Source organism: uncultured Fibrobacter sp., assembly GCF_946062555.1.
GTDB lineage: Bacteria > Fibrobacterota > Fibrobacteria > Fibrobacterales > Fibrobacteraceae > Fibrobacter.
In genome coordinates this window covers 1-24,987 of sequence record NZ_CAMGVQ010000026.1, presented here as the reverse complement: position 1 = coordinate 24,987, position 24,987 = coordinate 1, and the positions used below count along the sequence as shown (strand labels likewise).

Sequence of the window (24,987 nt, the reverse complement as noted above, 5' to 3'; positions counted from 1 at the left end):
AGAGGAAAAAACTCTGAACTCCGAATTCTGAAATCCGAATTAACTTATGCTTGACTATTTAATACCATACCTCACTCGCACTTTCTCGTTTGACCCGAACAGTCCGCTGCTGTTTACGCAGTTCTACTTCTGGGGTTTCTTCGCTGTCGTCTTTGCTTTCCTCACCCTCGTCAAGAACCGCATCCTGCTCCGCAACGCCTTCCTGTTTGCGACCAGCATGTTTTTCTACTACAAGACGAGCGGCAGCTATGTTTGCATCCTGGTATTTTGTGTCATCGCGAACTTCTTTATAGGCAAGTGGATTGAACGCGCCGAAGAGCATTGGAAAAAGAAGCTCTGGATGATCATCATCGTCATTATTGACCTGCTTGTATTGTGCTACTATAAATATTCCTACTTCTTCCTGGACGCCCTTTACGACTTTACCGGCATCGAGCTCCACGTCTACAATTTCTTTGCTGCCGCCAGCAACAAGCTGTTTGGCACGAATTCCCTCGTCGACACCATCATCTTGCCCGTAGGCATTTCGTTCTTCACCTTCCAGGCGATCAGCTACTGTATCGACATTTACCGCGGCAAAATTTCGGCCGTCAAGAACATTCTCGATTTCGGATTCTACCTCACGTTTTTCCCGCAGCTGGTCGCAGGTCCGATCGTTCGCGCCGACAAGTTCGTTCCGCAGCTTTACCGCAAATACTTCCTGCCCCGCCGCACCTTCGGCATCGCCGTCTTCTGGATTCTAAACGGACTTGCCAAGAAGATTATCTTGAGCGACTACCTCGCCACCAACTTCGTAGACCGCGTTTTTGATACACCGCTTCTGTTCACGGGACTTGAAAACCTGATTGCCCTGTTCGCCTACTCGCTGCAGGTTTACGCCGACTTCTCCGGCTACACCGACATCGCCATCGGCGTCGCCCTCCTGATGGGTTTCCGCCTACCGCAGAACTTCAACAGCCCCTACAAGGCTCTCAGCCCCACCGAATTCTGGCGTCGTTGGCACATTTCCCTTTCGAGCTGGTGGCGCGACTACCTGTACATTCCGCTGGGCGGCAACCGCAACGCGACCCTCGGCACCTACTTCTGGATGGCCTTCTTGAGCCTCGTGGCCATTCTCCTTTCCGGTAGCGTCTGGGTCGGCATCGCCCTCGGCCTGTTCTTCCTCTACATCGCTATTTATGCTTATTTCAAGCCGGATTCCCGCAAGTTCATCACCACCAACATGAACGCCATGTCCACGCAGATTGTGGGCGGCTGGTGGCACGGAGCGAGTTGGAACTTTATCATCTGGGGCGGCCTCAACGGTTTCGGCCAGGTATTCAATAAGTTTTGGGTCAAACGCAGCAGGACGTTCCGCGCCTCGGCAGCCTTCCTGCTTTTCGCCGCAAGTGCAATCATCTTCAAGCAGACGCACACCGCCATCTTCGCGATTACCGCGGTCTATTTCGGCGTTCTCTTTGCAGGCATCTACGCCGTCATGATTTTCCGCCTGTTCAGCGACAAATACTTCCACGGCCTTTACGTTGCCTGGAACGTCACCCTGACCTTCGTGTTCATCACGTTTACGCGACTTTTCTTCCGCGCCGGTTCAAACCTCGACCCCGCCGAAGCAAACGAAGTCGCCTGGAACACCGCCAAGAACATGGTGCAGCAGATGGGTACCGCCTGGAAATGGGACACGCTCGGCACCATCGCCTGGGAACACATCAACATCATCCTCGTGTTTGTCGCGGGCATGCTCATCCACTGGGTTCCGAAAAAGTTCAAGAGCCGCTACCGCATCGCATTTGCGTCGCAACCGGTTCCGCTCATGGTCATTTCGACGGCATTCATCATCTTCGTCATTTACCAGTTCATGAGCGCAGACAGCTGCCCGTTCATCTACTTCCAGTTCTAGCACATTGAAAAAATTCACCTCGCGCAAGGTGAATTTTTTCAATGCCCTTGCCAAATGTTCAAAAAAGGTGTTTTCTTTGACATCTTTTGAAAAATGACGTCTTTTTAAGGGTCTTTTGAGGCGGGCGGGCATATAAAACCGTCCGTTTCTCGATTTCATATGCTTTTGCCCATACAGGGAAAGTTAATTTACTCAAAATAAGCATATAAAAGAGACTTTCTCCGCAATTTATATGCTTCGGCATTCGTAAAAGTTATATTTGGGGTGTGATTCACACTCCGGCAACAAATTCCGCTTTCGAAAAGCGCATCAAGCGGCAAGTCATCGGCAAGCCGCACCGATTTCAGGCGGTCGTCCCGCTCGGTTTTGAAAAAACGCTCGCCCACGAACTTAGCAGCATCTTAAAAAACGGCGCTTCGGTCAAGACCCCCGACACCAATTCTCTCCCGCACGTCACCGGAGACGGTAAAGCAGAATTCACCGCGAAAATCACCGACGCGTGGAAAGCGGTCGCCTGCAGCCGCATTGCCAACCGTATCCTGATGCACATCGCCGACTTCAAGGCTGAAAACTTCCGCGATTTTGAAAAGAAAGCCGCCGAAATCCCTTGGGAACTTTATTTAGACGAGAGAACGGGTTGCGCCCAACAGGCGATAGACGAGAAATCAAATCCTACTAATTCAAACAACGTAGCTCGTAACACCATCAACATCCACGTTACCTGCAGGCATTCACGCCTTTACCACAGCGAAGCCATTGCAGAAAGGCTACTGAATATTATCGAAGGGGGACGCCGCCTCGCTCCTGCCGTCACGGCATCCGCTACCCCCTCTGCGGGGACACCCCACAACACCCCGTTCAAAGTCATCCTCGCAAAGGCGGGGATCTCCAACCCAATAAAAAATTTCGAACAACATTTATATGTCACCTTCCTCGATGATCGTTGCACCATTTGGCTAGACCTCGCCGGAGAAGAGCTCTATAGACGCGGCCACGAACGGTTCGTCAACGATGCCCCGCTCAAGGAAACCATCGCTGCAGCGATGATCTTTGAAGCACAAAGTATCGCCCTCGGTCCTTCAAATCAGTCTCATCACATTTTCACACAGGACACCCCCTTCCGAGCAACCCTTTTCGACTTAATGTCCGGCAGCGGCACCTTCAGCCTCGAAGCCGCGTACATGTCGAACGGACTCATTCCCGGCATCTGCCGCGATTTTGCACTCAAGTACCAGCCCGCCTTCAAAGAAGCGACATGGAGGTTCTTAACTAGACGAGAGAACGGGCTATCCCCTACAGATGAAAGACAAGAGGTGGTAACCGCAACAATCGCTAAAATTGTCACAAGCGATATTTCGGAACGCGCCATCGAAATTATCAGGCACAACATAGAGTGCAGTCCACTCACGCAAATCAAGCCTGCACCCATCACCCCGCAACTCCGCGACTTTTTCAGCTACACCTCAAAAGAAATTGCAGACCTTTGCGGCGATACCTCACCCATTCTCGTGTTGAATCCCCCCTATGGCAAGCGCCTCGACTTTGACGCCCCGAAACTTTATACTAAAATCGGGCGTCATCTCGCTTCGCTCGCAAGCGGATTAAAGCTACTCGGCAAGACTCTCACCGTCGCTATCCTTGCCCCGAAAGACGATACACGCGATGGCGCCAGATACACCTGCACCGCAAATCTTTTACGCGAATGCCCCGCCCTTTCGCCGGAGAACAACGCTGCAGCCAAACACATCGTCACAAGCCACGGCGGCCTTACGCTGAATGTGCTTATTGCAAAAATCTAGTGACATTCACAGGCGCAGACCATTTTTCGCCAAAGCATTTTTAAATAGAGCTATTTTACCTATAAACCAAGCTAAAGCCAATCTTTTATAGGTACGTACCCTAAGCAAATATAAAAGTGTACCTATAAAAGACTCAAAATAAGAATGTTCATAGGTAGTCGGCCTTAAATCACAAACAAACTAAGTAAATGTTTTTCATCATTTTTATTATTTTTACCTATAAGACCCTATTTAAACAAACCGTTATAGGTACAATGCCCCAAACATCAACCAATTACAGAAGTAAAAAAAGGCATTTCGTACCTATAAACTTCATTTTTCCCGATGTTTATAGGTACACCTAGCGAAAAACTACTCTGTCGGCAACACCTTCGTGCGGCGCATAAACGCAAGCGTTTCTTTTTCGCCCTTTTCGGCAAGCATCTTTAGCAAGTAAAGCAACTTTTTGTAAGTCGTCTCCGTCATCTTTTCACGGGCGGTACTTTTTGTCAGGTAAAGTAAAGGGGATTCTTGCGTGTAATTTAATTTGTTATAAGTCTTGGAAGCAGCCACACGATCGCAAAACATTTCCTTGATGTATCGGTCGGGCATATCGATGGGCACCAACTTCTTGGTTGCCATTTCGTAGTCGTACCAGAATTCAAAATGGTGTTTGTTGCGGCCCTTGTGGTGCATCCATGCGAGGCTGTAGCCCTTGTCGTTGCGTTCGCCGTTATTTGGCGACTGGTCACCCAAATAATACTTCGCCCCGGGAATAAACTCCATCGGACTGTACTTGGACAAATCATGGAACAGGCCCTGAAAGCCAATTCCCGCCTTAAAGCAAAGTCGAATCACCTCGTTGCGGTGCTTAGTTATCGTCAAGAAATGTTTTATTGGGTGAAACATAGCACGCATAAAAATAGAATTTTCTACATTTTCATTCGAAATTTGGCGTTTTCATCCGTAATTTTTTACGGGTAGCGTCGCAGAGCTTAAAGACACAAAAAGAGGATTATTATGCCGAAACTTCGTTCGCTCAAGACTATGGAAGGCCGTGAAATGGCCGGTGCACGCGCCCTGTGGCACGCAACAGGAACCAAGGTGGAAGACTTTGGCAAGCCGGTGATTTGCGTGGTGAACAGCTATACCCAGTTTGTTCCGGGCCACGTTCACCTGAAGGACTTGGGCCAGGTGGTCGCCCGAGCGATCGAAGCCGCCGGCGGTGTCGCGAAAGAAATGAACACCATCGCGGTCGATGACGGTATCGCCATGGGCCACGACGGCATGCTTTACAGTCTCCCCAGCCGCGACCTGATTGCGGACTCCACCGAATACATGGCAAACGCCCACCGCGCAGACGCCCTCGTGTGCATCTCCAACTGCGACAAGGTGACTCCGGGCATGCTCATGGCCGCCATGCGCCTCAACATTCCGGCAATCTTCGTCTCGGGCGGCCCGATGGAAGCTGGCCACATTACCACGAAGGACGGCAAGGACCGCGCCCTCGACCTGATTGACGCCATGATTGATTCCGCCGACAGCACCATCAGCGACGAAGAAGTGGCCGCCATCGAAGCGAACTCCTGCCCCACTTGCGGTTCCTGCTCCGGCATGTTTACCGCAAACTCCATGAACTCCCTGACCGAAGCCCTGGGCCTCAGCCTCCCCGGCAACGGCACCATCGTTGCCACCCACGCCGAACGCAAGAAACTCTTTGAAGCTGCCGGTAAGCGCATCGTGGAACTCTGCCACCAGTATTACGATTTGAACGACGACAGCATCCTCCCGCGTAGCATCGCCACGAAGGACGCCTTCGAAAACGCCATGCGCCTCGACATCGCCATGGGCGGTTCATCCAACACCGTGCTCCACTTGCTCGCCGTGGCCCAGGAAGCAGGCGTGGACTTCACCATGAAGGACATCGACCGCCTTTCACGCAACACGCCGTGCATCTGCAAGGTGGCCCCCACCGTTCACAACATCCACATCGAAAACGTGAACCGCGCAGGCGGCATCATGGGCATTCTCGGTGAACTGGACCGCATGGGCCTCCTCCACAAGGACGCAAAGACCGTCCACGCAAAGACCATGGGCGAAGCTCTCGAAGTAAACGACCTGAAGCGTAACCCGAGCGAAGAAGCCAAGCAGCGCTACCTCGCAGGCCCGGGCCGTAAATACAACCTGGTCGCCTTCTCGCAGAACTTCATGTACCCGGATTACGACCTCGACCGTGCCACGGGCGCTATCCGTGACGGCGAACACGCCTACACCAAGGACGGCGGCCTCGCCGTTCTGTACGGAAACCTCGCAATTGACGGCTGCATCGTGAAGACCGCCGGCGTCGATGAATCCATCTTCAAGTTCACCGGTCCCGCCGTGGTGTTCGAAAGCCAGGAAGATGCCGTGAAGGGCATTCTCGACCCGAACGTGGTGAAGGCGGGCGACGTAGTCGTTATCCGCTACGAAGGCCCGAAGGGAGGCCCCGGCATGCAGGAAATGCTCTACCCGACCAGCTACCTCAAGAGCCGTCACCTGGGCAAGTCCTGCGCACTGCTTACCGACGGACGCTTCTCCGGCGGTACGAGCGGCCTCTCCATCGGCCACGCTTCTCCGGAAGCCGCCAACAAGGGTAACATCGGCCTCGTGCACACGGGCGACGTCATCGAAATCGACATCCCGAACCGCAGCATCAACGTGCAGCTCACCGACGAGGAGCTGGCCGCCCGCCGGAAGGTTATGGAAGCCCGCGGTAATAAAGCATGGCAGCCGGAACACCGCGACCGCGTTGTCAGCAAGGCCTTGCAGGCATACGCCGCCATGGCATCGTCTGCTGACAAGGGTGCAGTCCGCGATTTGAGCCTCATTGGTGTGAAGTAATCTTCACCCCCACAGCAATTTTAGACAACAAAGGAAAAATCATGTCCGAAGAACTCGTTTTGAAATTCGTTGACCCGAAGCCGATGCGCTACGGTGAAAACTCCCACCAGTCCGCAGTGTTCTACCGCGACCCGACTTGCAACGAAGCAAGCCTCGCTACCGCAAAGCAGCTCTGGGGTAAGGAACTTTCTTACAACAACATCGTGGACGCTGACGCCGCCCTCGAAATGGCCCGCGAATTCAGCGAAGGCAGCGCTGTCGTGATCGTGAAGCACATGAACCCCTGCGGACTTGCTACCGGCGAAAGCCTGCGCGAAGCCATGGAAGCCGCTTGGGCAGGTGACCCGGTGTCGGCCTTCGGTTCCGTGATTGCAGTGACCCGCAAGGTGGACCTCAAGACCGCTGAATTCCTGAAGGGCCGCTTCGTGGAAATCTTGCTCGCTCCGGCATTCGACGACGACGCTCTCGAATTCCTGAAGAACAAGTCCAAGGACATCCGCCTCCTCGAAGTCGGCGAAATCAAGAAGGCGACCCACTGCAAGGTGTACAAGCACGTGATCGGCGGCATGCTCGTTCAGGACCGCGACGTGGACACCTACGAAAAGTTTGAATGCGTGACGAAGGCCCAGTTCCCGAAGAACAAGGAAGACCTCGCCCGCTTTACCTGGCTCGTGACCAAGCACACCAAGTCTAACGCCATCGTGATGGGTTACGAATACAAGCCAGGCTACTTCCAGGTGATGGGTCTTGGCCCCGGCCAGCCGAACCGCATTGACTCCAACCTCCGTCTTTGCCAGCCGCGCGTGCGCGACAATGTCGCCCGTATGGAAGAAGCCAAGGCTTTCTTTGACGAAAACGGCAAGTGCATCAACGAAGCCGGCCTCAAGGCTCTCGAAAAGAAGGTCTTCGGCGAAGTCGTGATGGGTTCCGACGCCTTCTTCCCGTTCCCGGACAACGTCGAAGCCGCCCACGATGCAGGCGTACGCTACATTGTACAGCCGGGTGGATCCAAGAAGGACGACCTCTCTATCGAGAAGTGCGACGAATTCGGCATCGCCATGGTGTTCACCGGCATGAGGCACTTCCGCCACTAAGGGTCGCCTATGGTTCCAACTTCTCAAAGGGAAATCAACCAGCGGGAAAAGGACCTGTACTACACGGTCCTTTCCTTCCTGAAAAAAATTCGCAAGGCGGGCAAGACTACAGCGAAGGAGTGGGACGAATACCGTTCCGCTATCAAGAATGTAGCCATGACCGCCGATATGGGTAAGGCAGCTGACTTGTGGACCATGGACAACCTGGACCAGTTCAGCCCCGACAACACGCAGCTTCCGCCGCTCAACGACATGGAATACGTGGCACGTGTGTCACCGGAATTCTTGTCACAGCTCATGGAAGCTCTGTATTACGGGATGCTGAACCCGACACAGGCGAACATGATTTCCGACGAGATTCAGGACGCCGATCCGGAATACGTAACTTCGGCCTCGCTCGAGGAACTGCTCGTAAAACTCTGGATCGGTAACGCCAAAAGCTACCGGAAGATGATAGCAAACTAGGTATGAGGTTTGAGCCCGGTCGCGATGCTCCCTCGGAGGTCTGAGTAAAGAGGGGCAAGTTTTCCCCTCGCTCGCACTTCGTAGCTCGCTACCCCTTCTCCTAGGGGACACCCCTAAAACCCCGAATCTAGCAACACAAAACCTGAAAGCGAATGAAATGAGCGACCTCATTACTCAAAGGGGCGAAGCCCCGACCTCAAAGCCTCAACGTGTACGTGTAATTGGTGGCGGCCTTGCTGGCTGCGAGGCGGCTTTGCAACTGGCGAGCCGCGGTTTTAAGGTCGATTTGTACGAAATGCGCCCGGTGAAAAATACACCTGCGCACAAAGACGGCCATCTCGCTCAATTAGTTTGTTCCAATAGCTTTAAGGCTTTGGGCATTGCATCTGCCCACGGGCTCCTGAAGCAGGAACTCACCATGCTCGGGAGCTTCTTGCTAGATTCCGCCCGAGAAGCTGCCGTTCCTGCAGGCGACTCGCTCACCGTGAACCGCGATATTTTCAGCGAATCGGTTGAAAAAAAGATTGCAGAGAGCCCGAACATTACGCTCCACCGCGAAGAAGTCACAAGCCTCGAAGGCGACTGCCCTACGCTCGTTGCCGCGGGCCCCCTGGCAAGCGACACGCTCGCCGATGACATATTCAAGCGCCTCGGCAGCAACCGCCTGCATTTCTTTGACGCCATCGCCCCGGTTGTCGAAACGGACAGCATCGACTTTGACCACGCCTTTTACCGCAACCGCTGGGAAAAGGGCGAAACGGCCGACTTTATCAACTGCCCGCTGGACAAGGAAACTTACGCCGAGTTTGTACGCAAGCTCTGCGAAGCCGAAAGCACCGAGCCGCGTCCGTTTGAAAAGAACGAACTGTTCGAAGGCTGCTTGCCAGTCGAAGAAATGGCGCGTCGTGGCTACGAAACATTACGCCACGGGCCCATGCGCCCGATAGGGCTTGGGCTTGGAAACGACGGTCATTTGTGGTATGCCGTGATTCAGCTCCGCGCCGAAAACAAGCAAAAAACATTGTTCAACATGGTGGGTTTCCAAACGCGCCTCAAGTGGGGCACGCAAAAAGAAATCTTCACCATGGTGCCGGCGCTCAAGAACGCGAAGTTTGCACGCCTCGGCTGCATGCACCGTAATACCTTCATTGAATCGCCCAAGTTCCTGGACAAGACGCTTCGCCTGCGCCCGGACCTTGAATGCGCCAAGGGCATTCCGCCCACATGGTTTGCGGGCCAGATTACCGGCAGCGAAGGCTACACCGAAGCGGTCGCCACCGGCTGGTACGCCGCCTGGAACATGGCACAGACCCTTTTGCACGGGCATGCCGACCCGCTCCCCGACGAAAGCTGCATCGGGTCCTTGATGAACCGCCTGGTCGAAGAAAACGAAGACTTCCAGCCCATGAATTTCAACTTCGGGCTGCTCCCCCACCACGAAGGTTTAAAGAAGAAGAACAAGAAGGAAATTCTTGCCGCCCGCGCCGAAGAAGCCGTGCGCAAATGGATTGCGGACAGAAAATTGGTATAAACTAATATTCTTTTCGTTGAAAAAATTTTATATTAATTCTTGTTAGGAGAATTAACACGGTTACTTTTCTTCGTAAACTTCTCTGCGTTCTAACAGCCCTCTTCTGGTCCAATCGTCCCAAGTGGTTTGCCGGAATCGCCACAAGCTTCTGGGCCATACAGCATATCGCCTAAGCCTATGGCCCTGACGACGGCCGCGAACCTCTTGAAACCTGTACCCCGATTTACGACTACGACCTACTGGCAGAAGCATCCCTTTCAACCGAGAATTACTCGGAATGCGAGCAAGCGCTGACCGAAGCTCTAGTTTATCTGGGACAATGCGACAAGCCCTGCGAAAACAATGTCTACATCCCCACCATCTCGCCAATGGACTCAACCAAGACCGTCATTGCGAATCATTGTCTTGACGAGGGCCGCCCCGACTGTTCTGTAAAAACTCTTTCAGCTAAATCCAGCACTATCCGCGAAACGGAATTCGAATGTTGATGCAGCACCCGCTTCAAACACATAATAGCCGACTCTCTGATAACGGGATTCAACAGCGACGGCGAAGAAGTATCTGTGGAAGAAGGCCTACAACGCGGACAACTCGGCGCCAACAAATCCTTATAGAGGGAGAAGTCTCTCCCTGGTTCGCACTCTGTTGCTCACCACCCTCTCTAGCGGGGACACCCCACCCTGGTGGCCATGCGCACTAAAGAGCTTTGCTCTAAGTGCTGTCCGTCCGCAACGCCCCCACCCCGAAAAAAACGTCAACCATAAGTATCGGGGTAACCAGATTGCAGCGCCGGCTTCGGTTTCGCTTCGCTCACTGCCCGGCTTGCCCTTCGGGCTTCACCTTCGGTGAAGCTAATCTGGTTACCTATGATACAAGAAAAGCCCCCAAAAGGGGGCTTATCTTGTATCGGGGTAACCAGATTCGAACTGATGACATTCTGCTCCCAAAGCAGACGCTCTACCAGGCTGAGCTACACCCCGAGTATAGGGCAAATATAGCAAATTATTTCAACATTTTGGAAAGTTATTTATAGTTTTTATTCGGTCCTGACGGACCGGGGTAACCAGATGGCCAAAATTCTCACTTCGTTTCGTATTTTGCCCTTCGGGCTTACTTGAACTTCGTTCAAGATAAGGCCTAGAATCGTCATGTTCGCTTCGCTCGCGACGATTCTAGTCGAACTGATGACATTCTGCTCCCCAATAAGACTGCAAAGTCCTACAGACTTTGCTCTCGCAACCACCCTCGGTTTACTCTCGAGGGCGTGTTGGCTCACGACAGACGCTCTACCAGGCCGAGTCTTAAAAAGAAAAACCGATTCTAGAAAATCTAGAACCGGTTTCCTGAGCTACGAAGGGCTCGAACCTTCGACCCACGCCTTAAAAGGGCGTTGCTCTACCAACTGAGCTAGTAGCCCGAACGCACCCAAATATATTAAACCTTTCGCCATTTGTAAAGGCGAAACTCGCCTTTACCCCAAAAAACATCGCATTTTTCTGCATATTTCACATATCCGAACCACATTATTTGTAAATTTCAACTATGAATTTCAAACACTTTTTGACTTCGGCACTAGTGCTGCTCGCGATACCTGCAGCAAGCCACGCCTACTTTACCCAGGGCGACGCCGGACAAGAAGTTTTTTCCTTCATCAACACGTTCGACAGCCCCCGAAACGCCGCTCTCGAAAAGTCCGCCGGCGCAGGTCTTTCGAACGACCCGACCATTACGCAGCTAAACCCGGCCGCCTTTGTCATGCCCGAAAACAAGGACCACGTGGCATCGGCTCACTGGCAAACGGGTGACATGGCCGACAACCAGGGAAGCCTGTTCTACACGGGACATTACGGCAAATACATTTACCAGATTTCCTACAACTGGCTCTCCTACGGTACCATCGAAGGCTACGACGAATATGGCGAGGCTACGGGCAAGGACTACGAACCGTTCAGCCAGTTGGCAACGGCGACCTTCGCCTTTCCGCTCAAGCATTTCCGGTTCGGCGCCACGCTCAAGTTCGCCGCAGACAAATTGACAGACGATTCCGGTGACCGTACAGCCCTAGGTGCCGCATTTGACTGGGGTATCGCCTGGCAAGCCGAGAGCAAACTTTACGGTTTCGCCTTCATGGCCCGCGACTTCGGCTGCCTGTTACGTGACTATGTCGACGACGGCGAAGACAAGTATTACCCGATGTCGCAAACTTTTGCGATTTCGACCTACTTCCGTCCCAGGCTTCTTCCCCGACTCACGGTCTTTGTCGACAGCGACTTTCCCCGCTACCAGGAAGCGTTCCTCAGTCTAGGTGGTGAATATGCCATCGGGCAGCATTTCTTTGCACGCGTCGGTTTCCAGCGCACCTGGCTTGACCTCTCCCGCGACTTCAAGGAACTGTTCGCCTCCGAAGACCGTCCCGACGAGACCAACAATGCCCACATGCTGAGCGCAGGCCTCGGTTACGCCATGGACCTTTTCGCGCTGGATTACAGTTTCTCGTACCTTGCCGAAGGAATGGGGCATGAGCACCGGCTCGGTTTACGGCTGAATTTCTAGGCAGTCAAGATGCGTCAATTCGACGTTTTTGTTTTCGAAAAAGACTCTCCCCGCTTTGAGCAATGGAGCCCATCCTTTGAAGATCCGGCGCTCGGCTGGTTTCACGACTCCGACTGGAACCGCCCGTTGCATAATATCGATGCCGAGTGGGTCGTGTTCGCCCACCCCGCCGTTACGGTCGACCGCAACTTCCTGAACAACCTGGCTCAAGTTATCGAAGGGTTTCCGATGGTTGATGCCTTCGCACCCAGGGTAAAATTCAACGGGCATTTTTATGGTGGATTGCAGCTCAACAAGGGGAAAGAATTTGCACCCATTTCAGAAAACGAGACGATGCGATTTGTCGCAGCACCGAATCCGACAATAGCCGTCTTTTCAAGCAGAATTATACAACGCACGGGGCTTTTTGACCTGGACCTGCCACCTGAATTCAGACTCCTAGATTACGCACTCCGTATGGCACATGCGGGAGGCAAGATGTTCAACGTGCCGTACCTGGTAGCCTCATTGAACGAAGGCGATTTTACCGGACTATTGACGGGGCAATTTATGCACGAAAAGCAGGCAATCGCCCCACTGTGGGAGATTTATTACAAGACACTCCCCGTTGGCATGCTATCTGCCTTCACGTTCCGCCATTTGACCATGCTCCCAAAATTCTTGGGGTTTGACAAAAGCAAGAAACACCGTCAGTTCAAGCGCGACAAGGCCACGGCACTGTCGAAACTCAATGCGGATTACCTGAAAGAAATATCCTCAAAAAATGTGTAATGAATAATGTGGAATGAAAAATAAATCACCACTCATTCCACATCGCCCATTCTAAAAGAACACCCAGACCGCAATCCAGAACACCATCAGGCAAAATTCCATTTCCTTCGATATCTTGGAAAGGAACGTACTGCAAAGCGTCATGCCAAGAATTGCCAAGATTCGCATCCAGGCGATATCGAACCCACGATAAAAAAGCGCTATTCCACCAAAGAGTTCTATCCAGAGCCACAGCGCTTGCGCTAGCACCAGGTAACGCCTGCGATACAGTGCGAGCGATGTCGTCGAAAAGCAAAGGCTCAGAGCCATCATGCGGAACGGGTAATGTTCCAGCATCGGATCGGCAACGCGGGCATCGAACATTTCGCCGCCGAAATAGGTGAACACGCTGAACAGCAACAAGGAGCCAGCAAGTAGGGCTCCGTTGCGGTACGGCGAAGACCCATTCTTCCATAAGAAAGAGGCGCAGCCAAGCGCAATCAGGCAGGCGAGCGCATTGACAAGCGGATTCATCTTGCACCCTCCCCAGAATCACGTGCCGCAAGCGACCGCATATAGTTTACCAGACCGAATGCTTCGGCAGGAGTCAACCGATTCGCATAAGCACTCATATTTACCCTGCCATTCAAAATAACCTTGACCAGGGAATCCTCTCCAAGGCTATCGAGTCTCTGCAAATTCAATTTCGGCGGGACCGGATAATATTCACGCACAAATTTTTCGTTGAACTTTCCGTCTGCTCCATGACAAGTGGCACACCGGGCGTTCCACACCAAAGCCGATTGAACGAGGTCCACTGAGGCATTTTCATTGAGGCCAGCCGCATCAACCGAAGCACCCGATGTCTCAGAAGCTCCCCCCGCAAAGAAAGTTCCCGCGCACGCACCCGTCAAAATCAGGATGGCAACCCCCAGGATTTTTTCTAGGCGGTGCAGCACAAGGGTCTTTTCGATAAAGTAAATCCGCACAAGCAACGTCATCACCGTCGCCAGGGCAATTACCGGATAAATCAGGGGCAGAACATTGGCTAAAGAAAGTTCCACATTCGCAAAAGGGAACTGTCCCCAGGCCCAGACCACAAAAATCAACGCTACGGCAATCCCGACCAGCAGCGGAAACCGCAGAATGCGATATTCCTCGGAAGACCACGGCTGGATGTAGAACCCCTTCTTCGATTTTTCAACGCCAAGTCCTGAAGCGGCTTCGCGTTCAGCCTTCTCCGCTTCTTCCACTTTCGCCATATCGCTGCCATCGACTTCGCCAAAGTAAGCCCCTGTGTTTTCCGCATAGCGGTTCAGCAGACGACGCACGCCGAAAAACAGCAGCATAAACCCGCCGACAGAAAAAGCGACGAGCCCCAAATCGACCCCGCCGAACGATGACGAAGTCCCATACTCCGGCGATACAAGGTAGAAGCGTTCAAGGAACAAGCCGAAAAGCACACTCACCGAAAGTGCGGCTCGTCCCCAACGGTTTTCACGGACGACCGATACCAGGCGAAGCTGAGGCAGAACACCCGCAAAAATAAAAGCCGAAGCAAAGAAAGTTCCCTTGAGCAAAAAATCCCAGAACCAGATGACGCAGAGAATCCAGGAACAGGTCAGCTGCAAGCGTTCCAGAAGACGCACGCGGTAACCTTCGGTACAAAGGAGCAAGTTCACGAGCGCAATTCCCGAGAAAATCGCCCCCGCAATAAAGTAAACCGGGAAAAAGGCTCCACGCCACTCGGGCACAAATGTCGTCGCAAAATCGAGGCTCACCACCGTATGCACCCAGAGCACTAACGGGAAAAGAATCCACGCCATGGGCTTGCGGTACTTGTCCAAAGCAGGATTTACCCGCGCCTTCAGGTGCACCCCAAAGAAAATCAACGAAAGGACTGCATAGACCGCGATGCAGCAGAAATCCCAGACGAGCGGCGAACCCACATTCGCAAAGTTTCCCCGCGCATCGAGAAATGGAGCCACCATATAGAAGTTTTGAAGATATCCCAGATGCATCAGCGGGAAAATTCCCGCAAACACGAGGCTTGCAAGTGTCGAAAGTTCCGCAATCAAGGCCGTGCGACGGTCCAACTTGACATCGAGCGCCAAGAATACGGCCGACAAGAGTGTCCCCGCATGGGCAAGCCCCACCCAGAACACAAACAAGCTAATCGGCGTACCCCAGAAGGTTCGCGAATCGAGCATCCACGCCGAAGGTCCTTCGTACAGCGAATAGCCCAAGGCACAAAGCCCCGGCAAAAACAGCGCAAGCCCCGCAAGCATCAGGTAACAGAACATCAGCGCCTCCCCCGCATAAACACGACGGACGGATCCAGGTCGGCGATTTCACGCGGCACGTACAGGACGCGGTCCTTTGTCAACTGGACCAGCGGAGATTCTTCGTCGAGCCAGTTGCCAAAGATGATCGCACGCCTCTTGCAGGCGTCCGAGCATGCGGTGGTCACACCGCGACCGCGCCATTCCGAGGCGTTTCCCGCGGCATTTCCCGAAGCGTTCTTCACCGACGCCCCCCCGATTCCTTCCGCGACCGAAAGTTGCGTCTTGAACTTCAGCCGGTCATTCTGCAGGCGATGCAGACAGAGGCTGCATTTTTCCATGACGCCCTTGTCACGGAGCGGGACTTCCTTGTTGAACTTGCGGGCAAGTCCCAGTTTCTGGGCATCGTTAAAATTGAACTTGCGGGCCTGCACGGGGCAATTCGCCCCACAAAAGCGGCTCCCGGCACAACGCTTATACACCATCGCCGAAAGTCCATCGGGCGTATGGTTCGCCGCCCCCGTCGGGCACACGCGTTCGCAAGGAGCCTTACCGCAGTGGGCGCACATAAACGGCGCTCCGCTACGCATATCGACCCAGTGCATAAAACGTCCACGAGCCGCATCGTCTGCGGGTACCAAGGGCACATTGTTTTCCTGGTTGCACGCCAGAATACATTCGCCACAACCATCGCAAAGGTCCAGGTCTATTGCCATCCCGAACCGGTTCACCGGCGATGCCCCCGGAATACTCAAGGATCCCGGACGCGACACCTTCACCAAATCCAGTTGCTTTTTCGCCTGTGAAACCGCAAGCTTCACCTCATCTTCGAATTGCTTGAGAGTCGGACCATCGCCCAACCTCGCCACCTCGTCGAGCGGCAGCTTGCGGCAGCCAAACAGTAACCCCATCACAGCCACCAGCGAGCAACTTTTAATGAATTCGCGACGATCCATTCCCATAAGATACCTTCACGCCTCAACGGTGGCAAGCGGCACAATAAGTCGCCGCCGGTTTAAAACCACGCTCCCTGAAGGTTTCCCCTCGATGGCACTTGATGCACGACTGCATGTCGAACTGTTCGCCGCCATAACGATTCTGCCGGTAACCCGATCCATGGCAATCCGAGCAAGCGACCCCCGCCGCCGCATGGACCCCATGATGAAACACGACATGGTCAGGCAAATGGCGCCTGTGCGACCAGGGCTTTTCAGACCGATCCGCCTGCATTTCTTCTTCGGCAAGTTTATCGTTCATCGGGAGCCGATGACAGTCCATACAATCCGCCATCGAAGGCATATAGGCATTCGCCGTGGCCCGTGCCCCTGTATGGCAAGCGGAGCAGTCCAGGCCTATCGAATCGCCGTGAATGGCGTGGTCAAAAGGAAGCGAGGACATTCCCCGTTCGGGTACCGCCGGTTCCCCCATCAGAAAATCGGCGAGGAACAACGAAGATACAACCGCAAAAAGGACGACCGCCCAACGGAACGGCCCCCCTTTCAAAAGCCCAGGCATTTTAATGCCCGAAAACCTCATATCACCAAGAACAGAAATCCCTTAAAAGGCGACTAGAGCAGTCCCTTCTTGGCCGAACGCATCAAGTTCCTGATTTGCTTGTTGTTCAGCTTAGGCACCTCGGCATCCTTCTGGGCACGGGACTTCGGGGCACAGTCTTCGCAAAGGTGTTTCGTCACCGTGCCAAAACTGGCGGCGCCGTTGCTCACGGACGTTTCCTTGAAACGGTAGGAGCGAAGCAGGGCTTCCTTCTTGCACTTGTCGCAAATACCCATCTTGGGAGCGGCAGCCTCATGCGAACGTTCCTTCTTGGGAGCGTCGCTCGTTTCTTCCCAGGCCTTGCTCTGGGCTGCAATCTTGCGTGCGAAATGATCGTCTGTCAAACTCATATTTACCCTTCCTTTTTTATTTCAATTCTTTCTTTACAAAGTCGTATAGGAACAGCGAGAGGAACGTGTTGCATATCGATGTCGGCAAGCCGTCGTCCGTATACAGGCTACGCCCGAACTTTCCTCTTTCCAACTGCTTTTCCTTGAAATCCGCCACATAGGCGGCAAAATCCATAATCCGGACACGCTTGTCATCCTGGGCGGCAAGTCCCCGGAGCAAATCGTTCAAGGCGACCACCTGCGAAGGGGCCTGCGGAAACATGTCCTCGGGAACCGTCAAGAAATGAACCGTCGCGAGCGTCTTGCTCAAGATTTCGTGGGCAAGGGCCTGGTACAGGGTAAATACCCCATTATAATCAGTTCCGCCCCGTTTCAGTTCCTTGAGTCCGAGCCCGAGGATAATCCTTCCCGCCTTCTTGCCAATAATGTCGGCCGAGGCGCGGTCCAAGAGCTGGCGCAAGCTCTGGGGCGCAGGTGCGTTAATCGAAAACTGTACAGGTCTGTTGGCTTCCCGACAAAGGAGAATTTCGGCAAAGCGGTTGGCAGCCTCGCCCTGTTCTCCGAGAAGTTCGTCGCCGATAATCAGAATCCTGTTTTCCATTACATATATAATCTACACTCTTGAAGGGCGTTTGACCACCGAAAGTAACCAAAAATTCTCTTTTTTTTGCCTTTTTTTGACAATATGGCCATCGGCGACTAGGGCTCCAGGCACATTCTCGATAGGAGATCCATCATCCAGGTAAATGTCGAGAGAAGCCCCTTCCGGAAGCCCCGCCATCACGAGACGACTCCGCATCGCATTATTTGGACACACTACGCCACGCAGGTCCAGGTGTTCCGGAAACGTTCCTTTTAAAGCCTTCGGCAAAGGGGCAATCTTTGTTTTTTCGCAAAAATCGGCAATTTCAGGGGCAAACCTCGCAGGCGAGTCCAACCAATTTCCGAGAGGATATTCCGGCATATCTGTCGCAAGGACTCGCGCGAGAGCCTCTTCCGGAGCCACCGCGACCAGATTTTCGCGACGGAACCATTCCGCACAGGCATACGAAACCAGTTTCCGGAGTGCAGCATCAAACTCAGGATTTCCCTTTTGGGCCTCGATCCACTTTTCTAGGGGACTTTTATCCTTATCCATAGCCGTTACCCAAGTTTATTTGATAAATTTTTGTGAAAACTCGGTTAACAATGTAGCAAACTTTGTATAGGGTTTCTATATTTGGCCGCAAGTTCCGAAAAGGGGCAAAAAGTTTTTAAATAGGTTATACGGTTTTATGGCAATCAGTACAATCCTACTCGACATTATGTTCGTCGTCTACGTCATCGCAGGCATCGGACTGGTCATCTATGGTTTCAGCTGTTACTATAGCATCTATCTCTTCCTGAAGAATAGCCGCACCACGCGACTTTCCGACAGGAAAAAGATCCTGCAGTTCTATCGAGAACATTCCATGGACGACCTTCCGCAGGTCACCACCCAGTTGCCGGTCTTTAACGAAGCGAACTGCGTCGAGCGCCTGCTCGAAGCCGTGTGTGCCATCGACTACCCCAAGGACAAGCACGAGATCCAGGTGCTGGACGACTCCACCGACGAATGCTACGAAGTCGCCAAGAAGAAAGTCGCCGAACTAGCCGCCAAGGGTTACGACATCAAGTTGATCCACCGCACCAACCGCTCGGAATTCAAGGCTGGCGCCCTTAAAGAAGCCATGGAAGTGGCCAAGGGCGAATTCCTCGCGATTTTCGACGCCGACTTTGTCCCCGAGAAGGACTTCCTCCTCAAGACGATCCCCTACCTGGTGATGGACGAACAGATTGGCCTGGTCCAGGGTCGCTGGGGCCACTTGAACCGCACCGAATCCGGTCTTACGCTCGCACAGTCTATCGGTATTGACGGCCACTTTGTGGTGGAACAGTCGGCGCGCAGCTGGGGCAAGCTCTTCATGAACTTCAACGGTACCGCAGGTGTCTGGCGCAAGCAGGCCATCTACGGCGGTGGTGGCTGGGAAGGTGACACCCTGACCGAAGATATGGACCTTTCTTACCGCAGCCAGCTCGCTGGTTGGAAGATGAAGTTCGTGTTCGACGTGATCGTTCCGGCCGAACTCCCCAACGACATCAACGCCTTCAAGGCACAGCAGTTCCGCTGGGCAAAGGGTTCTATCCAGACGGCCATCAAGATTCTGCCGCGCGTGCTCAAGGCCAAGGTCCCTCTCCGTGTAAAGATTGGCGCAATCCTCCACACGACGCACTACTCGATTCACCCCTGCATGTTGTTTACCGCCCTCTGTGCTTGGCCGCTGCTCGCCTTCTTTGAACCGGTCACACACCTGCCGACCTGGGCCTACACCGTCGGTTTCAGCTTTATCTTCCTCGCCGCAATCGCTCCTTCTGTTCTTTACTTCGTGGCTCAGCGCTGCTCCGGCTATACCGGCTGGAAAATTCGCCTGCTCAGCCTCCCGATCCTCATGGCTCTCGGTGTCGGCATTGCAGTGAGCAACTCCCGCGCCGTGTTTTCTGCCGTGATCGGCGCCAAGGGCAGCTTTGTCCGCACTCCGAAGAGCGGTGGTTCCAAGAAGAAGGCCAAGAGCCACTACGCCCAGAAGTTCCCGTGGCAGGCTGTTGTCGAACTGGGAGTCGGTGTCTACTGCATCTTCGGTCTTCTGGAATACATCGGTGCGCAAAAGTTCATTATCGGACCGTTCCTCGCCCTCTATTCCGTCGGTTTCCTCTCGGTGAGCGTGCTGAGCTTCATGCACTACATCGGCAACCTCATCGAAATGCACAAGGCCCGCACCGCAGAAAAGGCTGCTGAAAAGAAGGCTAACGCCTAAGGCAAGTCCCCGATTCATACGGATTTATCCGCCGCAGTTCATTGAGAATTGCGGCAGTTTCTTTTTGGTAGCCGCCGCACAGTTGCAGATAGAGCCTGTAATAGCCTGAATAGACGCCAAGCGCTCCAATCGAGATGACTGAAGACGCCACGACGGCCACCAGAAGTTCGACCAGCGTAAAGCCGTGGTTCATCCGATTTTCCGCGGGATACAGCGGATTTTTTGCGGGTCCTAGCGGATTTTTTCGCACCGGACAAGCCTCCGCAGTTCAACCTCCCGCCTTTTCACCGAAGATACCTCGACCCATGCCAGCTGCTTTACGCCGGGAACCGCATTCAGGACAACCTTCACCTCGTTACGGACAAAAGAGGAATCCCTGCAGCGAGGCGGTTTTCGGACAAGTTCTTCTACAGTTTCACCCACGGCGACAACGGATTTCGCCTTAGCCCACTCCAAGGCCCGCAAGCGATTGAACCCATCCAGGAAGCGTCCAAACACGAGTATGCCCGCCGAAAGTACGGCAAGGGCGATACCGACTTCCATCAAGGTAAAGCCTCTTTTCATTTCAAGCTCCATTCAAAAGGTTGCAACTGGCCTGAAATGAACGCGGGTATCAGCATCGAATCAAGCCCCAGGTTTCCGCTTTCGAGCGACATCGCAAACGAAGGGTACCGACGACGCACCTTTCGCGCCCCGTTCGGGAACAGCACCTCTCGGCGCGCCACGACAACACCCGAGAACTCAAGCCCCTGCGAAATTTCGATGCGGTCTTCGCTAAAAGCCTCTAGCCAGCGCGCACGGACATTTCCGCGTAAAGTAATCGGTCCTCGCGCATATACCCGCAACGTATCAAAGTTTACATTCCCCCGCACTTCCGCGGAACCATCGACCCTAAAGCGCCCCGATGAAGTCATTCCATCCAAATTCAGAGTCAAGTCGCCTTCCTGCACCCAAAGCGACATGGGCTGCATCCGCCCCAAAAAGCGACGGTTTCCCGACTTGACTTTCAGGGCGAGCGGCGGCTTCGCCATCGAGATTTCGCGGATCAGTTCCTGGCGAAACCCCTCGTATATTTCCCTGCGGCGTTCATAGGAATTCAGCAAGGAGCAAGCACAATCGCAGGGAACGCCCGCCAAGATTCGAATCCGCTTGTCGGCGCCACCCGAATTCGCAGATGACATAGGCGCCGACAAGACCGCCCAGGGGCCAAGACGCCCCCGATCTACTTTAGGGAGCGCCCTGTTCCATGGCGGGAGCTCAAAGAAATCCGCCGGCAACCCCGACAGGTTCGCAATCAGCGCCGATTCCGCATCGTAAATCCGCTGCTGTTTTTGCAACTGCCGAAGAGCACCACGCCGCACCCCTCCCGGCATCTGCAAAAGGGACGTCAGCAGGAGTGTTACCGCAAGGAGAATCCCCAGCACGAGCGGCAAAACTGCCCCCCGACGCCCCGCCACATAGCCACGCAAACAGTTACCCATCGCCGACTCCACGCACGACCACCGAATCGCCACAGACAAGACGAACGCCGGCACGGCCGATGTTTTCCACGGCAAAATCACCGAGAGAATCTCCCAGCGAAACGACACGAGATTCCGTCGCCACAGTAAACATCGCCAACTTTTCGCCAACCACCCCGTTCAAGCGGAATCCAGGCAACGAGCATTTTTTTCCAGCGACAGCCGATTCCACGCCAAATGCTTTTTCGACACTGCCCTTTTCTATCGGTTCCATTGATTTTGGCATCTCGGGAGTCGACAGCAGTTCCACCGGGGCGGCCTCGACACAGTTTTCACACGACAAGGAATCCGTTCCGCTGTACACCACCCCAAATTCATACAACAACGCCAAGCATAGGAGCGATACCGTTCCGAGCATTTTCCAGGGAATCTCCAAACAGAAATTTCGACGAATGCCTTGCAAATTCACCTCATTCCAGAGAAAACTCTGCGCCGACTTCTTGAAATTTCGCCTTTCAAATCGGGGCGGCAACTCAATTTCAGCAAAACGCCCTACCCGCGAAAAAAGCACATCCGTCTTCAGAAAACAACGGAACCGACACAAGTACGCCTCCAGGGAAGTCCCTTCTCTACCAATGCCGCTTTCCTCGGACCAATACGCCAATTTTCCCTCGAAAAACACCTGCGAATAGAGGACGCCATCCACCAACGCATAGCACCAGAAATGACCGTCATCGTCTTCCGTCGTATTCCGACAAACAAATTCTTCCGCTGCGGAATACAGTGCGATTTGACGCGGCAAAAGACGCCACCGCTTCGAAAAAATCCAAAAGCGATCCGGAAACTTCCTGTTTTTTGAAGCCCCCTTCGCTATCGTTTCTACATTTTCCGCAGCCCTCACCACAACAAGGCACCGCGAAACGGATTGATGCGATTCAACAAAAGAGACTAGCGGCAAGACGGCGAAGTTCCCCCCTTTTGATTTCAAATGCCAACTGGTTTCGGGAAACTCCCGCGCAAACGCAATTTCCGCATCCTGCGACGAAACGCACTCGCCATATTCCGCCGGGCAATCCCATGTAAAAATTCTTGCTTCTACTGGATGCACTCGCAACATCATTGCCCCTCCTTTTCTACATGCGGCGTAATGAATATCGCCAATTCATTTTCTTCTTCCTGTTCCGAAGTGTAACTGAACAATCGTCCAAGCAACGGGATACTTCCTAGGAACGGCACCGCCGAACGCACCTCGGACTTGCTCTTGCGAATAAGGCCTCCCAGACAAAGCGTTTCACCGTTTTCCAGCACCACGACCGTCTTCAGGTTCCGCGTACTGATGTCCCGGGGGCCGTCACCGGAGCTGCGGCCCGCCGTCTTGATTTCAGGCGACACTTCCAGAGTGATGCGTCCATCTTGCGTCACTGACGGCGTGAGTTCCAGCGAGATGCCGTCGTTGAACGAACGGTAATCCGTAATCGGGTAACCATCGGCAGAAACCTGGCTGACCAGATAGTAGACAGTATTCGTCACATTGAGTTCCGCCTTGTTGCCGTTGAGAGTCGTAAGGCGAGGACGTGCCAAGACCTCGGCTACATTATTTTCTTCCATCGAGGCAAGTTCCATTTCGAACCGATCGGGCAGCAAGCCGATTTTCCCGAACGCTCCCGACACGGAGAAATCCTTACTCATAAAATCAAGATAACCGCGCGCCCCGATATCCCGCTCGGACGTTTTCCGCGTCGCGCCACTATGAAGACCGATTTCGAAACCGCGCCCCCGTTTGAATTCCACCACGATACACGAAAGAGTCACCTGCATCGCGGGGAGGTCCACCTGTTTCAGCAAATCGACCGCCATCTGAATTTCGGAAAGCGAACCCGCCAAAAGCAGGGCGTTCTGTTCCTTGACTTCCGTCGAGACGAAATTCGCACTCGGCGAGACCTTCCCCAGATGAGCCAGCGCACGCTCCGAGTGGATATGGCGCAACGGATAAAGGCACGTCGTAGAAAGGGCGTTGCGCATTCCCCCTTCGGACACATACAAAGTATTGCCATCAAGTACATAGCTGTAGCGACGCCCCCTGAAAAGCGACTCCACCAAATTATCGAGAGTCGCCGAGTCAAACTTGAGGCGAACCGTTTCGTGAACGTCCCCGTAGACCGCCAAGTTGAGCCCCGAAAGATCCGCCAGTTCGTCAAGCACCTGCAAGAGTTCTCCTTCTGCGATTTCCGCCGAATACAAGTCGCCGTCGCGTTCCAGGCGAATGTTACCTGACGAAGTTCCGCCACGGTCATTCGCCCCGGCTTTCGCGCTCTGACGGCGCTTTTCTCCGATGCGTAGGCATTTTCCTTCGCGCCACACGCGAAAGCCGTGCGCCCCCATCAGGGCGCGGAACGCCTCTTCCGCAGGCATTCCCCTGAGAGTTCCAGTAATGCGCCCTTCAAGCCCCGGCGATGCCAAAATGTTCAGCCCCGAATTCAGCGCAAACTCACGCACGAAGTCATTCACCTCCTGCCCCTTGACCGAAAGCGTCACCAGCGAATCCTGCATACGGAATTCCGACTCGCCGCGCGCCCGTGCCCGCCGCACATGGAAAACAGAGCCTTCCTGCACAACCTCCAGGCCGTGTGCCGAACAAAGGGCCGTAAGTCCCTCCATGACGCCCACCCCGTCCAAATGGAATGTCACCCTGAAATTGAGCGAATCATCCACCAGCACCGGCGTATCGTAAGCGCGCGACATCGCCCGTATGACATCCGCCAAGGGCGTATCAACAAAATCAAGAGTCGCCCCCCTCAAGGACGAAAGCGGGAGCAACAAGTAAACGAAAATTTTAAGGAATCCCAAAGATTTGGACAAATGTCTCTCGGGATAGGCAATGACCCTGCCGCGGGATATACCAATAACCGCCACTTTGGCGGATAGTTCTAATATACAAAAATTTCTCGGTCAAGGCAAACGAGCTTTTTTCACGGAAAAAAAACATTAATCAGGCTTCCAAATCCATCAAGTCAAAATACATTAGCCGCGTATGCGGATCATCATCTTCTGAATTCATAAACCGAAATCCATTTTTTTGATAAAAAGGGACTGCTTTCAAATAGGCATCTACCGTCAAGAAACGGCACCCCGCCTTATTCTCGAAAAAGAACATTGATTTAATGTAATCCAAAACAGTCGTTCCGATTTGATGGCCTTTAGCTCGTTCATCAACACCCAAGCGACACAATTTAATCGCAGGGTAACTTTTCAGACGTTTTTCGTTCGGAAAACCTTGTTTCTTGCGAAAGCGGTTGAATTCCGTTTTATCCTTAAAATCAGTTACAGCCACTTTATCATTCGCCAAGCTACAATAGGCAAGCAATTGTCCAGAATCCGCATCTGAACAAGCATAACTTACTGACAGCCTATACTTATCAAAAAGTGTAGCTCTATTCAATATAAAATCATTTAAATCTTTGTCACCACAATCAAATTCTTTTATAGAATAAGTTGATCGCAACCGAATAAACTACCCTGCACTGAAAGTGCAGGGTTTTGTATGTCGTATGCGGATGGG

At 53.3% G+C, this 24,987-nt stretch carries 23 protein-coding genes and 2 tRNA genes; 9 read left to right on the top strand and 16 right to left on the bottom strand.

Annotation, left to right across the window (positions count from 1 at the left end; genetic code table 11):
- Positions 1 to 46: 46 nt before the first annotated feature.
- Both Q0P86_RS09305 and Q0P86_RS09300 read left to right on the top strand, forming a co-directional pair.
- The gene (locus Q0P86_RS09305; protein WP_295038976.1) at positions 47 to 1,897 is read left to right on the top strand and encodes an MBOAT family O-acyltransferase; all 1,851 of its coding nucleotides are present in this window, start codon (positions 47 to 49) and stop codon (positions 1,895 to 1,897) included.
- A gap of 266 nt (positions 1,898 to 2,163) precedes the next feature.
- Positions 2,164 to 3,696 (top strand): RNA methyltransferase, encoded by a 1,533-nt coding sequence (locus Q0P86_RS09300; protein WP_295038974.1) that lies wholly within the window; start codon positions 2,164 to 2,166, stop codon positions 3,694 to 3,696.
- Positions 3,697 to 4,047: 351 nt separating this feature from the next.
- On the opposite strand, the gene Q0P86_RS09295 is transcribed toward Q0P86_RS09300, so the two are convergent.
- Positions 4,048 to 4,584 carry a DUF5662 family protein gene (locus Q0P86_RS09295; protein ID WP_294111758.1) on the bottom strand — a complete coding sequence of 179 codons (537 nt, stop codon included), beginning with the start codon at positions 4,582 to 4,584 and terminating at the stop codon, positions 4,048 to 4,050.
- A 111-nt stretch (positions 4,585 to 4,695) separates the two neighbouring features.
- Here Q0P86_RS09295 and ilvD point away from each other — a divergent pair, with 111 nt between their 5' ends.
- From ilvD to trmFO, 4 genes are all read left to right on the top strand, one after another.
- Positions 4,696 to 6,555: a dihydroxy-acid dehydratase gene (gene ilvD / locus Q0P86_RS09290; protein ID WP_295038972.1), complete on the top strand. Its 1,860-nt coding sequence runs from the start codon at positions 4,696 to 4,698 to the stop codon at positions 6,553 to 6,555.
- 41 nt (positions 6,556 to 6,596) lie between these two features.
- Entirely contained in the window at positions 6,597 to 7,649 is a 1,053-nt protein-coding gene (locus Q0P86_RS09285; RefSeq protein WP_290991243.1) for an IMP cyclohydrolase, read from the top strand.
- A 9-nt stretch (positions 7,650 to 7,658) separates the two neighbouring features.
- The gene (locus Q0P86_RS09280) at positions 7,659 to 8,114 is read left to right on the top strand and encodes a hypothetical protein (protein WP_290991246.1); all 456 of its coding nucleotides are present in this window, start codon (positions 7,659 to 7,661) and stop codon (positions 8,112 to 8,114) included.
- Positions 8,115 to 8,271: 157 nt separating this feature from the next.
- Complete coding sequence (gene trmFO / locus Q0P86_RS09275) at positions 8,272 to 9,645, top strand: methylenetetrahydrofolate--tRNA-(uracil(54)-C(5))-methyltransferase (FADH(2)-oxidizing) TrmFO (protein ID WP_295038970.1); 1,374 nt, start codon at positions 8,272 to 8,274, stop codon at positions 9,643 to 9,645.
- A gap of 906 nt (positions 9,646 to 10,551) precedes the next feature.
- Here trmFO and Q0P86_RS09270 read toward each other — a convergent pair.
- Positions 10,552 to 10,625 (bottom strand) — tRNA-Pro (locus Q0P86_RS09270).
- A gap of 364 nt (positions 10,626 to 10,989) precedes the next feature.
- Positions 10,990 to 11,062, bottom strand: a tRNA-Lys gene (locus Q0P86_RS09265).
- Between the two features lie 125 nt (positions 11,063 to 11,187).
- On the opposite strand from Q0P86_RS09265, the gene Q0P86_RS09260 reads away from it, so the two are divergent.
- Both Q0P86_RS09260 and Q0P86_RS09255 read left to right on the top strand, forming a co-directional pair.
- Positions 11,188 to 12,198 carry a hypothetical protein gene (locus tag Q0P86_RS09260; protein WP_290991251.1) on the top strand — a complete coding sequence of 337 codons (1,011 nt, stop codon included), beginning with the start codon at positions 11,188 to 11,190 and terminating at the stop codon, positions 12,196 to 12,198.
- A gap of 9 nt (positions 12,199 to 12,207) precedes the next feature.
- Complete coding sequence (locus Q0P86_RS09255) at positions 12,208 to 12,969, top strand: hypothetical protein (protein WP_290991253.1); 762 nt, start codon at positions 12,208 to 12,210, stop codon at positions 12,967 to 12,969.
- Between the two features lie 51 nt (positions 12,970 to 13,020).
- Here the strand turns inward: Q0P86_RS09255 and Q0P86_RS09250 are convergent, their stop codons facing one another.
- Genes Q0P86_RS09250 through Q0P86_RS09220 form a run of 7 tightly spaced genes read right to left on the bottom strand, consistent with a single transcriptional unit; the run spans position 13,021 to position 18,272 of the window.
- A complete protein-coding gene (locus tag Q0P86_RS09250) occupies positions 13,021 to 13,482 on the bottom strand; it encodes a hypothetical protein (RefSeq protein ID WP_290991254.1) in 462 nt (153 codons plus the stop codon).
- A complete protein-coding gene (gene nrfD, locus Q0P86_RS09245) occupies positions 13,479 to 15,251 on the bottom strand; it encodes an NrfD/PsrC family molybdoenzyme membrane anchor subunit (RefSeq protein WP_295038967.1) in 1,773 nt (590 codons plus the stop codon). The genes Q0P86_RS09250 and nrfD overlap by 4 nt, the downstream gene beginning before the upstream one ends.
- Positions 15,251 to 16,192 carry a 4Fe-4S dicluster domain-containing protein gene (locus Q0P86_RS09240; protein ID WP_295038965.1) on the bottom strand — a complete coding sequence of 314 codons (942 nt, stop codon included), beginning with the start codon at positions 16,190 to 16,192 and terminating at the stop codon, positions 15,251 to 15,253. Before Q0P86_RS09240 ends, nrfD begins: the two co-directional genes overlap by 1 nt.
- Positions 16,193 to 16,208: 16 nt before the next feature.
- On the bottom strand, positions 16,209 to 16,745 hold the full coding sequence (locus Q0P86_RS09235) for a cytochrome c3 family protein (protein ID WP_295038963.1): 537 nt from the start codon (positions 16,743 to 16,745) through the stop codon (positions 16,209 to 16,211).
- Between the two features lie 53 nt (positions 16,746 to 16,798).
- Entirely contained in the window at positions 16,799 to 17,134 is a 336-nt protein-coding gene (locus Q0P86_RS09230; RefSeq protein WP_291025604.1) for a hypothetical protein, read from the bottom strand.
- Between the two features lie 16 nt (positions 17,135 to 17,150).
- Positions 17,151 to 17,735 carry a hypothetical protein gene (locus tag Q0P86_RS09225; RefSeq protein ID WP_290991260.1) on the bottom strand — a complete coding sequence of 195 codons (585 nt, stop codon included), beginning with the start codon at positions 17,733 to 17,735 and terminating at the stop codon, positions 17,151 to 17,153.
- Positions 17,736 to 17,747: 12 nt separating this feature from the next.
- Positions 17,748 to 18,272, bottom strand: coding sequence for a sulfurtransferase TusA family protein (locus Q0P86_RS09220; protein ID WP_290991262.1), 525 nt, complete (start codon positions 18,270 to 18,272; stop codon positions 17,748 to 17,750).
- Between the two features lie 136 nt (positions 18,273 to 18,408).
- Between Q0P86_RS09220 and Q0P86_RS09215 the strand changes: the two genes are divergently transcribed.
- Positions 18,409 to 19,968 carry a glycosyltransferase gene (locus Q0P86_RS09215; RefSeq protein WP_295038960.1) on the top strand — a complete coding sequence of 520 codons (1,560 nt, stop codon included), beginning with the start codon at positions 18,409 to 18,411 and terminating at the stop codon, positions 19,966 to 19,968.
- Here the strand turns inward: Q0P86_RS09215 and Q0P86_RS09210 are convergent.
- From Q0P86_RS09210 to Q0P86_RS09185, 6 genes are all read right to left on the bottom strand, one after another.
- The gene (locus Q0P86_RS09210; RefSeq protein ID WP_290991265.1) at positions 19,958 to 20,218 is read right to left on the bottom strand and encodes a PilW family protein; all 261 of its coding nucleotides are present in this window, start codon (positions 20,216 to 20,218) and stop codon (positions 19,958 to 19,960) included. The genes Q0P86_RS09215 and Q0P86_RS09210 overlap by 11 nt on opposite strands.
- Positions 20,200 to 20,532: a type II secretion system protein gene (locus Q0P86_RS09205; RefSeq protein ID WP_290991266.1), complete on the bottom strand. Its 333-nt coding sequence runs from the start codon at positions 20,530 to 20,532 to the stop codon at positions 20,200 to 20,202. The genes Q0P86_RS09210 and Q0P86_RS09205 overlap by 19 nt, the downstream gene beginning before the upstream one ends.
- Positions 20,529 to 21,449: a hypothetical protein gene (locus Q0P86_RS09200; protein ID WP_295038958.1), complete on the bottom strand. Its 921-nt coding sequence runs from the start codon at positions 21,447 to 21,449 to the stop codon at positions 20,529 to 20,531. Before Q0P86_RS09200 ends, Q0P86_RS09205 begins: the two co-directional genes overlap by 4 nt.
- Complete coding sequence (locus Q0P86_RS09195) at positions 21,442 to 22,548, bottom strand: hypothetical protein (RefSeq protein ID WP_295038955.1); 1,107 nt, start codon at positions 22,546 to 22,548, stop codon at positions 21,442 to 21,444. The genes Q0P86_RS09200 and Q0P86_RS09195 overlap by 8 nt, the downstream gene beginning before the upstream one ends.
- Positions 22,545 to 24,275: a type II and III secretion system protein gene (locus tag Q0P86_RS09190; RefSeq protein WP_295038953.1), complete on the bottom strand. Its 1,731-nt coding sequence runs from the start codon at positions 24,273 to 24,275 to the stop codon at positions 22,545 to 22,547. Before Q0P86_RS09190 ends, Q0P86_RS09195 begins: the two co-directional genes overlap by 4 nt.
- Before the next feature lie 142 nt (positions 24,276 to 24,417).
- Positions 24,418 to 24,930: a GNAT family N-acetyltransferase gene (locus Q0P86_RS09185; protein WP_294111727.1), complete on the bottom strand. Its 513-nt coding sequence runs from the start codon at positions 24,928 to 24,930 to the stop codon at positions 24,418 to 24,420.
- Between the last annotated feature and the right edge of the window lie 57 nt (positions 24,931 to 24,987).

Coding starts and splice junctions, on each gene's coding strand:
- Q0P86_RS09225 (WP_290991260.1), bottom strand. CDS start 17,735: ATGGAAAACAGGATTCTGATTATCGGCGACGAACTTCTCGGAGAACAG.
- Q0P86_RS09200 (WP_295038958.1), bottom strand. CDS start 21,449: ATGGGTAACTGTTTGCGTGGCTATGTGGCGGGGCGTCGGGGGGCAGTT.
- Q0P86_RS09215 (WP_295038960.1), top strand. CDS start 18,409: ATGGCAATCAGTACAATCCTACTCGACATTATGTTCGTCGTCTACGTC.
- Q0P86_RS09285 (WP_290991243.1), top strand. CDS start 6,597: ATGTCCGAAGAACTCGTTTTGAAATTCGTTGACCCGAAGCCGATGCGC.
- Q0P86_RS09235 (WP_295038963.1), bottom strand. CDS start 16,745: ATGCCTGGGCTTTTGAAAGGGGGGCCGTTCCGTTGGGCGGTCGTCCTT.
- ilvD (WP_295038972.1), top strand. CDS start 4,696: ATGCCGAAACTTCGTTCGCTCAAGACTATGGAAGGCCGTGAAATGGCC.
- Q0P86_RS09280 (WP_290991246.1), top strand. CDS start 7,659: ATGGTTCCAACTTCTCAAAGGGAAATCAACCAGCGGGAAAAGGACCTG.
- Q0P86_RS09240 (WP_295038965.1), bottom strand. CDS start 16,192: ATGGGAATGGATCGTCGCGAATTCATTAAAAGTTGCTCGCTGGTGGCT.
- Q0P86_RS09250 (WP_290991254.1), bottom strand. CDS start 13,482: ATGAATCCGCTTGTCAATGCGCTCGCCTGCCTGATTGCGCTTGGCTGC.
- Q0P86_RS09205 (WP_290991266.1), bottom strand. CDS start 20,532: ATGAAAAGAGGCTTTACCTTGATGGAAGTCGGTATCGCCCTTGCCGTA.
- Q0P86_RS09230 (WP_291025604.1), bottom strand. CDS start 17,134: ATGAGTTTGACAGACGATCATTTCGCACGCAAGATTGCAGCCCAGAGC.
- Q0P86_RS09295 (WP_294111758.1), bottom strand. CDS start 4,584: ATGTTTCACCCAATAAAACATTTCTTGACGATAACTAAGCACCGCAAC.
- trmFO (WP_295038970.1), top strand. CDS start 8,272: ATGAGCGACCTCATTACTCAAAGGGGCGAAGCCCCGACCTCAAAGCCT.
- nrfD (WP_295038967.1), bottom strand. CDS start 15,251: ATGTTCTGTTACCTGATGCTTGCGGGGCTTGCGCTGTTTTTGCCGGGG.
- Q0P86_RS09195 (WP_295038955.1), bottom strand. CDS start 22,548: ATGATGTTGCGAGTGCATCCAGTAGAAGCAAGAATTTTTACATGGGAT.
- Q0P86_RS09305 (WP_295038976.1), top strand. CDS start 47: ATGCTTGACTATTTAATACCATACCTCACTCGCACTTTCTCGTTTGAC.
- Q0P86_RS09255 (WP_290991253.1), top strand. CDS start 12,208: ATGCGTCAATTCGACGTTTTTGTTTTCGAAAAAGACTCTCCCCGCTTT.
- Q0P86_RS09260 (WP_290991251.1), top strand. CDS start 11,188: ATGAATTTCAAACACTTTTTGACTTCGGCACTAGTGCTGCTCGCGATA.
- Q0P86_RS09220 (WP_290991262.1), bottom strand. CDS start 18,272: ATGGATAAGGATAAAAGTCCCCTAGAAAAGTGGATCGAGGCCCAAAAG.